Below are 11,405 nucleotides of genomic sequence, written 5' to 3'. Positions count from 1 at the left end.
GGTAGGTTTTTAAAGAAAGATCCCAGCACGGTGCCGGGATCGCGTTCAGGTTAGTCTTCGTATTTGAAGTCAACATTGATCTTCATTTTTTCCACATCCACGGTCACTATACAGCCTGACCAATGCGGCGGTTGTTCGGAATGGATGTTGTCGACAAAAAATTGCCTGAGTGACACTAACAGTTCTCTTAATTTATGATCTGTGAGTCCATCCTCGGGTAAAAACCACTGTTTATCATTACTATCATTGATGTAATTGTATTTAAATTGGCAACAACGACCATCTGAGGATAATTGTGCGTCCATAATGATTTTTTTTGCGTCATCCGGCGCTGCGTTGTACAGGAGTTGACCCATTTCGGCATATATTTCATCGTCTAAATCCATTATTTACCTTTTACCGTCTGTAGTGAATAAATAGCTCCATTCCATGGATGGCAGTGTTGTTCAGTTAATCTTCTTATTTTAATTCTATATTAATTTTCATTTTTCAAGGTCGAAAAAGATTAAGCTTTCATACTATTTAGATCAGCCGTTCGTCTGTGTAATATTGCTAAATTCTCTATGAAGTCTTTATCTGTTTTTGGTGATAGTGATAAACACTTTTTATACCTATTCCCATCAATGTAGTCATATAGAAATTTAGCATGATTATTTTCGGGGGATAACTCTACATCCAGTAAAATCTTCTGTGCATCATCGGGAGCCAATTCGTATAATATACGACAACCCCTGAATGAAGTTCATCATCACTTACCATTATTGACCTCCCGGTGTTTATAATCCCTTTTCTTATCGGCCTTTCATTACCTATCTGATAAGTTACAGAAAAACTGTCAGGTTTAGTAGCCTATTCAATGAAAAGGGTCACATCCCGTGGTTTATTCACTTTGCTAATATGCCTTTTAATCTTTGGATTTCCTGATTGAAAAACGCATCTTCCGGCAAATAACAGGAAAAAGCTTCGAGCATATGATTGGCGAAGGACTTAATGTCAGTGCAGGTAATTGGTTGCGGTTTAACCAAGATTTTGTAGGCTGATGCAATCTCATTCAAACTAAAGCAATATTCATAACGGCCGATTTCTATTGCTTCGATGATTTCATCAGGAACAGCGGTAAAGTCCATATCGCCTGTTTCAGATTTTATCTGCATATAGAGCCAGACTTCTTCGAGATAGTCTGAAGGACATTCATCCTGATACTGATTAACATAGTCGATAAGTGCTTTTCTGTAATATTCGGCATTGTCATCTCCTATTAAATCAATGTGCTCATCAATTTCTGATCCTTGTATCCATGATTTCATACGTTGTTCCTATAAAGATGATAGAAAAACACGGTATAACAGATTCTGTGTTGACTGCAACAAATCCGGGTCTCTCGGTCTTCCCTTTGTTTTGTAAAAATAAATCGTGATCAAAATCACAATATAGCAAGGTGTTTTAATTTTCAGACTTTTGGGTCAGGGATTTATTTTTTAAAAATGTTTAATAAAAATAGCGTTTATCATCATGCCTTATGACCATTTTATCGGTTTATTCAGAGGAATTCACCAGACTCCGTCTTATTACCACTCTTATTTGGGTAATATTTCTTATCAGTTGATTTTAATTTCACCATCAAATCGTTTAGCATGCTGTCCTATTTTTTAAGCGATCGGATACCGGTATAAAAGGACGGCGTGATGGATCAATTTGAACGCTATTTTCAGCAGGAACTGACGTACCTGCGGGAACGGGAGAAACTGACACAGGAAGAGAAGCCGCATCTGGCGGATATCCTCAGTGGACGGGACCCTGGGGTTGAGCGTTTAAATGAAGGGTTTGCTGCCTTAATGGCCCGGACAAGCCAGAAAATTGATGATGGGTTTCCGGAGCTGACACAACCCTTATTGCAGCGTTTGCAGGCACAGCCGATAAAAGGTCTGCCTGCCACGGGCATTATGCAGATTGTGGGCGAAAAAGACGCGGATTTCGCGTTCTCACTGCCGTCCGAGACGAAAGTTCAGGTGCCTGCCGGACAAACGTTTATCACGGCCCGGCAATGTGATGTCCAGCCGTTGATGCAGGTCGGACGGGCCATCAGCCATCATGAGCAGGAAACGCAAATCACCCTGACTTTTGTGTACACCGGCAAGGATGATTATTGGGAGGCCCGGCCCATCGAGTTCTTTCTCAGCGCTGATGACACTGTCGCAGACAACCTGTTGCTGGGATTGTGTCGTTATTGTTATGGCGGTGAGTTGCACCATAACGGGCAACGCTATGTGATGGAAACCCTGCGATTTGCTCCGCGCTCCGGGGCGGAACGGCTGGTTTTATCTCCGCCCGTAGCTGCGGGAAACTGGGCGCCGCAACTGCTGATGGAATCCTTTTATCTACCCCATGTTCATCATTTCCTGACGCTGGATATGCCGTATCCCGTTAAATCCCGGCGCTTGCCGATGACGGATAACCGGACCTTCACGCTCACCCTGAAACTGGACACGTTACTGTCACTGTCTGATGAACAGCTGGCCGGTGCGTTTCTGTTGCACTGTGTGCCGGTGGTGAATGGCCGTCCGGAACGGCTCACGCTGCCTTTCAGGCCGGAGACCGCGCGCTATCCGTTGCCACTGGCGCCGCATCAGCGGGTATTGCAGGTGACCGACATTACCCTGAAAGGTGAACCCGGTGAACAGGATCGGACGCGGGGGGAAGCCGGCCGGTTTTATCCGATCAGTCAGTTAACGGGCATGTCCCGTTACCAGTCTGAGTATGATGAAGCCTGGTTTTATGCGCTGGAACTGACCTGTGATGCACTGGGGCGGTTGGAATACGCGCTGGTGTTTTATGACTGCCGGTCAAAACCGATGGAAACGCCGCCCCGACGCCAGTTTACCTGCCATTTTGCATCATTTGATCCCCGGCCGATAACCTTGGCGACAGGGACAGACTGCCTGACCGAAAATCTGCCGGATCGCTTTCAGATACGTACCGTGACCCCGGTTTCAGCCAGTTATCCGCCCATGGCGGACAGCGAACGGCACTGGTCCCTGTTGTCCCATTACGCCATGAGCAGTTACGTGCTGCTGTCGGCGGATGCGCTCCGGCAATTGTTGCGGGATTACGATTTATACCCTGACCACGATCGGCAAATCAGCCGCCATTTGCGGCAACAGATTGACGGTATACGGGAAATTAAGTCGGAAGCCGGCGACAGGCTGGTAAAGGGGCAGCCGCACCGTTGCCTGTATATCACCCTGACACTGGATGAAAACGCGTATGCCAGCCGGGGCGAGTTATTCCGTTTTGCCGATGCGCTCTACCAGTTCCTGCCGTTTTTCCTCAGCAATGACATGCTGATGCTGATGGACGTTATCTGCCAGCCTTCCGGCGAGCAGTGGCGTCTGTCACCGTCTCCCCTTCGGGGATATCGACCCATAATGTAAGGATAAACAATGGATGGATTAGTCTTTACCTGTCAAATCGGCAAACTGCCCGCCACCACTTTTCAGGTCGTGGAGTTCAGTCTGCGGGAAGCCCTGTCTGAGTTGTATCATCTGAACCTGACCGTGGTCAGTGCGCTGGATACGGTCTTGCTCGGCGAACAGTTAGGGATGGCCGCGTCCCTGACGATAAGACGTGATGGTGTGGTGGAACGCACTATTAATGGTATCGTGGCCGGCGCAGAGCAGGGGAACAGTGACGGCAGACGCACGTATTACACGTTCACGATCCGGCCGGAAATGTGGCGCATGACCCTTAATCAGGACAGTCGCATTTTTCACCGTCTGACCGTGCCGGATATGCTTAAACAGTTGTTGAAAGAGCACCACATTAAGTCAGACAGCAAATTCTATGAAGAGGAAGGCTATCATCCGGTGCGGGAATACACCACGCAGAAACGCGAGTCGGCTTATGATTTCTGGTGCCGGCTGGCGGCGGAAGAAGGCATTACCTTCTGGTTTGAGGAAGATAAACTTTTTTACAGCAATTCTCACCTTGGCATGCTGGCCGGTCTGTTCCTGACCTATAACCCGCAGGCCGACACGGATAATACCGACACAGCTGTTTCCCAGTGGCGTTATGGTGAATTTCTCTGCCCCGATGAATTTGTCCACAAAGACAATAATTTCCTGCGTCCGTCCTATCCGCTGCAACATGAGGCTAGACGGGAACAGGGGCACGGGCACGGGGTGTTTGAAAGTTACGGGCGTTTTCAGTTGGACGCAGAAGGTCAGCCGCAATCCCTGCTGCGCCTCAATCAGATCAACAGTGAAAGTAAAATGGGATCGGCCAGTACCAACTGTATTCAGTTGCGACCGGGCAAAATTTTTGTGCTCAACCGTCATCCGATTGCCACGATGAACGATCGCTGGCAGGTGGTCAGTATCACGCACCATGGTGTCCAGCCTCAGGCGGCAGGCACCGCCGGTGAAGGCACGACCCTGACTAACAGTCTCACCTTTATTCCGGGCTGGGACGACTGGCGGCCGCCTTACCGTTACAAACCGATGGCCGACGGGGATGAAGTGGCCACGGTTGTCGGGCCGGAAGGTGAGGAGATTTTCGTCAACGAGCATGGGGCGATAAAAGTCCATTTCCACTGGAACCGCTACGATGAACCGGGTGACGGCTCATCCTGCTGGGTTCGTGTGGCGCAGGGCTGGAACGGGCACGGTTTTGGTTTTATGGCGATCCCGCGTATCGGTCAGGAAGTTATCGTGTCCTACCTCAATGGCGATATCGACCGGCCGATTGTCACCGGATGCACCTACAACGGCCGCAACCGGCCGCCGCTGGATTTACCGGCAGAGAAAACCCGCACGACATTCAGAACCCAGACCCACAAGGGGGACGGGTTCAACGAACTGCGCTTTGAGGATGCAAAGGGCAGTGAGGAAGTGTATATCCACGGTCAGAAGGATTTCACGGCCCATATCGAAAATGATGTGCACTGGCATATCAAGCATGACCAGAAACAGCGTATCGACAATAACCATTACAGCGATATTCAGGCGGACGAGCATTCGCAGGTCAAGGGCAGCCGGAAATACAGCACCGAAGGCGATGTTTCCCACCGTATTACGGGGTCACAGCATATTCAGGCCGGCGATGCGCTGCTCAGTGAAAGTGCGCAGGAAACTCACGTCAAAAGCGGCGGCAGGATTGTACTGGAAGCCGCCACGGAAATCAGCCTGAAAGTGGGCGGGGCATTTATCAAAGTGACGCCGGGCTGTATCCAGTCTTCCATGATTAATGTGGGGGCCGGTTCCGGCAGCAGCGGGCGGGGAATTGCCCTGCAATTACCGGAAGGCGTGCCGGCTCTGCCGGATGTCAAATTTCCGGTCAAAAAATACTGCGCCTGTCAGGCACAGGAAAGCGCCGCGTGGGTGATTAAGTCGCCGGGAGGGAAATCATGACAGCCAGCTTAAAAAACACCGCCTGGACAACCTGGCTCAGCACACCCCACCACGCGCCGGTTTTCTTTATAGTCAATCAGCTGGCGGTGCCCAATCCCGTTGACCTCTTTTATGCCAATGACTGGGTGGCACAGGCTTTTCCTCTCTACAGCGGTACGCCACTGGCGCATCTGATGGATCAGGGACCGTGGTTAATCCAGCCGAAGGCCGGCAGTCTCGCGGCGCTCGGGCGTTTGCTGGATCGCCGGGCTCTCAGTGATGAAAGCTGGGGCTGGGCATATCGCAGTGAAATTCCATGGCAAAACCAGTTATCTCACTGGCAGCGGCATCAGTTTGCAACCCTGCGCGATGAACAGGTGGTCTTTCGTCTGATGGATACCCGCATTGCCCGGGTGCTGATGCCGGCCATGCAGCCCACCGACTGGACCTCCCTGCTGAATCCGGTGACGGCACTGATGATCGATATGCCTGCTCCGACGGTGTTCAGCCGCCCGGAAAACTGCCCGCCGAGCCAGACTGAACGCCCTTTTGTGCTGGAGCCGCATTTGATTGCGGCGTGGGAACAGTCTGATGTGGCACTGGAAGGCTATGCGCAGACCCTGACCTATGAACTGTGGGAAGCGCAGGGTGAACTGGCCATGAAGCTGGATACCCCGAGCGGGGCGCTGGCGCAGCGGCTGTCTGGCTGGCTGAGACACCGCCGTCAGCAGGGTAACCGTCTTCAGGCACTGACCGTGCAGGACTTTCTGGCAGAGAGCGGGATAACCCCTTAACTGAAAAGGATTACGTTAATGAGTGAGACAGGACGATTGGATGGTGTTGCCTGCGATAAGGTATTCACACACTGGCTGGAATTTCAACTGACCGATAATCAGGGTAAGCCGCTGGGCGGCCTGCCTTATACCCTGAAAAGCTGGGATGGCATTGTGAAGGCCAGTGGAGTGACCGATGGTCAGGGGATACTGAAAGAAGAGAATTTACCGCCGAAGCCGATGATCCTGCATGTGGACGGGCAGAAACTGGCTGAGCAGCTGGTTGAAAAGTCACCGTCAGAGGTCATCGAAACACCAAAAGGGACGGGGGCTTATCATCAACTGGTGCCGGGGGATATCAGTGACGCGACACCGGACGTGAAAGGCTGGACACAGGATGCGCTGTTAGCGTCAAGATACTATCCTGATCCCGGTTACCCGGGATTTATTGCGAGACCCGGCCATAACCGCCGACATGTACTGGAAATCGCCCGCATCGCGAAACCGGTCTTTGCCAAATCCTGCCTGCAACCCGCAGGGTGCACCGATGCAGGTACAGAAACTGAGCCGCATACCAATTTTGGTGAAATGCAGGTGATAGAGCCGGCGTATGGAATGGTTCCTTTGTCTCCTCAGATGTTAGTGCGAATGGGAGGAACAAGGATACTCACCGCTTTAGGAGCCAAGGCTGGTTCCGCTATGAACAGGGGTAATGAATTAGAGACGGAAGAAATAATTCGTATTTTGATATCTAAGTCATCCCAAAGTCAGCAAAACAACGTAGGTGTGTTTCGCTCTGCTCCAGCTACAAGTAGTTATTTTGCGATGCAGACTTTTTTGACTACTGCGGGGGTCATGCTACGGAACTTGTGGGGAGATAGTGACAAAGATAAAGATTTACTGAGTCCAGAAAGCTTAAAGGAAATCGCTGATGCAAAAGGCACGGTGGAAACTCGTGTTCGCTACCGTTTTGTGGAAAATGCACAGACAGGGCAGCTGACTGCAGTGGGGTACCATACTGCTGAGAACGCAGGTATGGAGAAGGTTAAAGTCCGCCATGTTCAGTATAATGAATCCTTAAACCGGTATGAATTTCGGGAAGATGGGGCATCCTCGCCGGCATTGGTCTGGTATGCGGATGCGCTGACAGGTGAATTATCGCAGAGTGATCTTAATCAATCTGTTCCACAAAATTCTACGGTAAACGCCAAAGTAGCCGTGTTGGATCCCCAAGCTACAGGCCAGACACCGGGGCTTCCGATACCAGAAGAGAGAGGCTGGCGGGATGGTGCTTACGTCAACCCACAGCAGGATCCGAATGAAATCGGGGGAAATAGCACTACTACGCCGATACCGGATGCGAGAGAGCATGGGCCGACTAAACTGACCACTCCAGCACCACAGGAAAAGGATTTCCGCGATTATATTCTGATCTTCCCTGTCTCGAATATTCCGGCGATTTATGTTTATTTGAGTAATAGTTATGGCGATAATGATTCACATATAACTTCAGCTATAACAGATGATATTGTTAGGCATGCGAGTAAAGGCGATTGGACAGAAGCTACAGATATGCCTCCCAAAATTAGAAAAACGTTCCCTAATGGAAGGTTGAAAAGTGGTGGTCATGGACAGTCAGCTATTCAAGAGTTAGAATCTAGAGGTATCACTTACAATGTAGAACATACATATCCTAATGGTGTCCGAGTGGGGAATGTTCCAAGTCATCCAAGCAAACTTAAAAAGACAGGAATAGGTCAATCGTGGTTCCCAGAAGATTGGACTGATGTAGATATAAAAAATGCAGGAAAAGAGATTTTAAATTCATCTAATAGTGTGACAACAGATATGGCTTCAGGAGGAACTATGACCTCTGGGACTCATAATGGTGTTTTTATTAGGGTGATATTAGATCCTGAGGGTGGTGGCTCTATTTTTCCAGATAATAAAATTCAACCTTAATTTTTGTAAGAGATATATTTAAATGGATAATAAAAATAGAATTTTTAAAATTAAAGAAGAATGCGACAAAATACTTGATTTCCATATGTGGTATAATTATCCAGATAATGTTTTTTGGCCAATTATTAACCTAATGGATGTTGATGATGAAGACTTCCTCATCGAGGTTTATAGTTCTGTTTCAGATAGATATCTAGACATATTAACTGATTCGTCAATTATTTTACCTATAATAGAATCGAGTCAAAGTGTTAATTTAATCAACTATATAAAATCTATAAGTGACAAAAAAAAGTATGTTATTGACGATATACTTATCCTTGATATGGAGTCTGCTCTATTTGTAAATTATGAAGAGTTAGAAAATAGATTAAAGGCTAAAGAATTTGAAAATATTTACATGTCTCTTAAAAAATTCACAATAGATGCTTTAAATAAAGACCAGTGTTATGATGAGATAGTAAAAACATTAGATTTCATTGTTGGGTTTTCAAAAAATAATAAACATGAATATTTTTCTTATGTCAGTGTTTATTGGCTGGGGCTTTATTTATATAACTCAATTTTAAAATTTAAAAATAGAGAGGAAATAAGATCTTACAAAGAGATGTTATCTGGATTATTTCCATGTGGTAAGTTTTAAATTAATAACTATTTTGATTTAATTAACAAAAATAAGCCGGAAAGATCTTTATGGTCTTCCGGTAGCATCAAAATCATTCATATATTGATGCAGTAGACGTTTTTTATAGTTTTGGTGATTCGAAACCATAAAATATATCATCGAAGCTTGGTGTTGAAATGCCTTTGAAGAGTTCAGAACTGTGGTCTATGAATAATTGTGGTGAGATTGATAGATTTAATTTAGTACTCTACTTAGATGAAAATACGCAGCATCAAAGTATTAACGGGGTAGTATATGCATTATTCATTTAATAATGAAATAAAAGAAAGGCTACTTATAAGTGGCTGGTTTCAAAATAGGTCAATAAATATTGATAAATATTTATCTGCACTAGAGGCAAAAGGTTATGATGTTCATCATAATGCTATGAAATTTTTTCATAATTTAGGTGGAATAAAGATTGAACATGAAGCTTATGCTGATCCGACAGATATAGATGTGAGTGATTTTACACCTACTAAACCGGCTAATTGGTTAGACCCATTGTGGGTAGAACACTATGAAAAAATAATTGAAAATAAGTTATGTCCGATAGGTATAGGTGTTTCTGAACATATGACATTTTTCCTATCTGAATCTGGTGGTTTTTATGGTGGATATGATGATTATTTTTGCTTAATAGGAAATGATGTTGAATCTGCACTACAAAATTTATTTTTTGAACATGATTTTACACAACTAGAAAAATAAACCTCACTTTGACATCGTATATGGCTATCTTTCAAAATTAAAGGTAGGCATACAGTCCAGTCTTACCCGTGAATATCAACTTGCCAGTGCATCTGTCCATGTATTAGGGATAATGCTACGAAACTTGTGGAATGGCGATAACGGTGATTTATTCAACCATGAAGGCCTAAAGAAAATTGCTGATGCAAAGGGTACGGCGAACACCCGTGTTCGCTACCGTTTTGTGGAGAATGCAGTATCCGGTGGATTATCCCAGCAGGATATTGATAAATCGGTTTCACAAGATTCTACCGTCAATGTCAAAGTCGCTGTGCTGGATCCTAAAGTCACCGGGCAGACACCGGGACTGCCCATACCTGAGGAAAGGGACTGGCGGGATGGCGCTTACGTCAACCCACAGCAGGATCCGAATGAAATCGGGGGAAATAGCACTACTACGCCGATACCGGATGCGAGAGAGCATGGGCCGACTAAACTGACCACTCCAGCACCACAGGAAAAGGATTTCCGCGATTATATTCTGATATTTCCTATATCGGGTATTCCGGCGATTTATGTTTATTTGAGTAAACCTCCGACTAAATTTTTGGAAGTTGATTTGTATAGTAGTTTTCAGGGTAGACCCAGAGATGGTCATCATACCGATCATATGCCCTCAGCTGCGGCAGTACGATTATATTTCAAACGATTGTACCCCGACCTTAAAGAAAAAGATTTGGCAGAATTAGCTAAGGATGTTGCTGCCCTAATAGTTCCTGCTGATGTTCATAGAAAAGTCAGTGAAACATACGGCGGAAGAAATAAATCTAGAATAGAAGATGATTCATTGGATTTACGCAAAGCTATGGATAGTAATTTTGATGCAGTAAAACCCGCACTTAAGGAGTATGGGGCAACAGAGAAAGAGTTAGAAGACGCGCGTGCTAAGATGCACAAAATTAATGACGAACAGGGGTTATATAGTAAATGACAGTCAATATCAAAGCGTTAGTTAACAGCCTAGGCAAATCTTATCAAGAAATTGTCAATATTGGTATTATAGAATATAAAACTAAGCCTAGTGGTTTTGCAGGATCTGATGTTATAACTCTTGATATGATTAAAGAAGGTGTTTTTTTAGCATTTCATAGAAACGAAACACTTTTGAAAGAAATTACGCTTACTTTGCTTGATGAAAAGAGAATTAATTGGGAATTCCCTAATGTGTTACCTTATCCATTGAATCCTTTAATGGGTAGGCAGTGGATGCATGAAAAATTAGGAACACCCGATAAATTTTTGCCACCACGTAAGCGTATAAAAAAGGAAGTTGGTTGGACAGAGTTGTATTCTGCATTGAAATTTGAAGTTCCTGTAAGTATGCAACTTGACTATGATCTGCAAGAGAATGTAAAAGAAATAACATTCATACTCACATCAGAAGTAAGTTGGTGACGATTAATATATACAATGGCGGTTATTTTCCGCCATTCATAAACCAAGCCGAAAAGTAGGCCGCTCGGATATTCACATCTTTTCCATTACCTACTTGTAAGCGTCAACTAAACTATCCCTTGCTTATCATCTTTTTCCAGATCCGGGGCGGACTGACATAACTCATCCAGACAAGTCATGACATGCTCGGAGGGGATCAGTCCATTGGCTTTTGCCGTTTCAATGACACTGTAGAGAATCGCACTCGCCTGCGTACCGCGCGGGGTATGGCTGAACAGCCACGCTTTTCGCCCGATGACAAACGGTTTGATGGCCCTTTCAGTCCGATTGTTGCCCTCTCTGTCAGCATAGTTGTCACCCTCATTAACAACACTGATAGAGAAAAAAATGACACGTATTTCACCTGAACGTAAATCTGCCGCACTGGCTAAATTGCTACCACCGTACAACATGACTGTGACTGCGGTTGCACAAATG

The 11,405-nt window shown here is 45.9% G+C and carries 11 protein-coding genes; 8 read left to right on the top strand and 3 right to left on the bottom strand.

Annotated features, from left to right (window positions below):
• Window positions 1-50 precede the first annotated feature (50 nt).
• Entirely contained in the window at window positions 51-386 is a 336-nt protein-coding gene (locus Xinn_RS18455) for an immunity protein YezG family protein (RefSeq protein WP_086954411.1), read from the bottom strand.
• 498 nt (window positions 387-884) lie between these two features.
• Window positions 885-1,307 (bottom strand): hypothetical protein, encoded by a 423-nt coding sequence (locus Xinn_RS18450; RefSeq protein ID WP_086954410.1) that lies wholly within the window; start codon window positions 1,305-1,307, stop codon window positions 885-887.
• Window positions 1,308-1,685: 378 nt separating this feature from the next.
• Between Xinn_RS18450 and Xinn_RS18445 the strand changes: the two genes are divergently transcribed.
• The 8 genes from Xinn_RS18445 (at window position 1,686) to Xinn_RS18410 (ending at window position 10,928) form a co-directional block, all read left to right on the top strand.
• Window positions 1,686-3,431, top strand: a complete 1,746-nt coding sequence (locus Xinn_RS18445) for a type VI secretion system baseplate subunit TssF (protein ID WP_086954409.1) — start codon at window positions 1,686-1,688, stop codon at window positions 3,429-3,431.
• 9 nt (window positions 3,432-3,440) lie between these two features.
• Window positions 3,441-5,405 (top strand): type VI secretion system Vgr family protein, encoded by a 1,965-nt coding sequence (locus Xinn_RS18440; RefSeq protein WP_086954408.1) that lies wholly within the window; start codon window positions 3,441-3,443, stop codon window positions 5,403-5,405.
• The gene (locus Xinn_RS18435) at window positions 5,402-6,178 is read left to right on the top strand and encodes a DUF4123 domain-containing protein (RefSeq protein WP_086954407.1); all 777 of its coding nucleotides are present in this window, start codon (window positions 5,402-5,404) and stop codon (window positions 6,176-6,178) included. Before Xinn_RS18440 ends, Xinn_RS18435 begins: the two co-directional genes overlap by 4 nt.
• A gap of 18 nt (window positions 6,179-6,196) precedes the next feature.
• Window positions 6,197-8,119 (top strand): S-type pyocin domain-containing protein, encoded by a 1,923-nt coding sequence (locus Xinn_RS23340; protein WP_086954406.1) that lies wholly within the window; start codon window positions 6,197-6,199, stop codon window positions 8,117-8,119.
• Window positions 8,120-8,141: 22 nt separating this feature from the next.
• A complete protein-coding gene (locus Xinn_RS18425; RefSeq protein WP_086954405.1) occupies window positions 8,142-8,762 on the top strand; it encodes a hypothetical protein in 621 nt (206 codons plus the stop codon).
• Window positions 8,763-9,038: 276 nt separating this feature from the next.
• On the top strand, window positions 9,039-9,494 hold the full coding sequence (locus Xinn_RS18420) for an SUKH-3 domain-containing protein (RefSeq protein ID WP_086954404.1): 456 nt from the start codon (window positions 9,039-9,041) through the stop codon (window positions 9,492-9,494).
• A 112-nt stretch (window positions 9,495-9,606) separates the two neighbouring features.
• Window positions 9,607-10,464 (top strand): S-type pyocin domain-containing protein, encoded by an 858-nt coding sequence (locus Xinn_RS18415; protein WP_086954403.1) that lies wholly within the window; start codon window positions 9,607-9,609, stop codon window positions 10,462-10,464.
• The gene (locus Xinn_RS18410) at window positions 10,461-10,928 is read left to right on the top strand and encodes a DUF6392 family protein (RefSeq protein WP_086954402.1); all 468 of its coding nucleotides are present in this window, start codon (window positions 10,461-10,463) and stop codon (window positions 10,926-10,928) included. Before Xinn_RS18415 ends, Xinn_RS18410 begins: the two co-directional genes overlap by 4 nt.
• 107 nt (window positions 10,929-11,035) lie before the next feature.
• Here Xinn_RS18410 and Xinn_RS22900 read toward each other — a convergent pair.
• A partial coding sequence (locus Xinn_RS22900; protein WP_244590258.1) for an IS66 family transposase occupies window positions 11,036-11,405 on the bottom strand: 370 nt, incomplete at its 5' end.

The sequence above is a fragment of the Xenorhabdus innexi genome (assembly GCF_002632485.1).
GTDB lineage: Bacteria > Pseudomonadota > Gammaproteobacteria > Enterobacterales > Enterobacteriaceae > Xenorhabdus > Xenorhabdus innexi.
Note: the sequence above shows the minus strand (reverse complement) of the source record. Positions and strands in the feature narration are given on the sequence as shown.

Excerpts from the sequence above, each read along its gene's own strand:
- Xinn_RS18455 (WP_086954411.1), bottom strand. The coding sequence starts at position 386 with ATGGATTTAGACGATGAAATATATGCCGAAATGGGTCAACTCCTGTAC.
- Xinn_RS18450 (WP_086954410.1), bottom strand. The coding sequence starts at position 1,307 with ATGAAATCATGGATACAAGGATCAGAAATTGATGAGCACATTGATTTA.
- Xinn_RS18445 (WP_086954409.1), top strand. The coding sequence starts at position 1,686 with ATGGATCAATTTGAACGCTATTTTCAGCAGGAACTGACGTACCTGCGG.
- Xinn_RS18440 (WP_086954408.1), top strand. The coding sequence starts at position 3,441 with ATGGATGGATTAGTCTTTACCTGTCAAATCGGCAAACTGCCCGCCACC.
- Xinn_RS18435 (WP_086954407.1), top strand. The coding sequence starts at position 5,402 with ATGACAGCCAGCTTAAAAAACACCGCCTGGACAACCTGGCTCAGCACA.
- Xinn_RS23340 (WP_086954406.1), top strand. The coding sequence starts at position 6,197 with ATGAGTGAGACAGGACGATTGGATGGTGTTGCCTGCGATAAGGTATTC.
- Xinn_RS18425 (WP_086954405.1), top strand. The coding sequence starts at position 8,142 with ATGGATAATAAAAATAGAATTTTTAAAATTAAAGAAGAATGCGACAAA.
- Xinn_RS18420 (WP_086954404.1), top strand. The coding sequence starts at position 9,039 with ATGCATTATTCATTTAATAATGAAATAAAAGAAAGGCTACTTATAAGT.
- Xinn_RS18415 (WP_086954403.1), top strand. The coding sequence starts at position 9,607 with ATGCTACGAAACTTGTGGAATGGCGATAACGGTGATTTATTCAACCAT.
- Xinn_RS18410 (WP_086954402.1), top strand. The coding sequence starts at position 10,461 with ATGACAGTCAATATCAAAGCGTTAGTTAACAGCCTAGGCAAATCTTAT.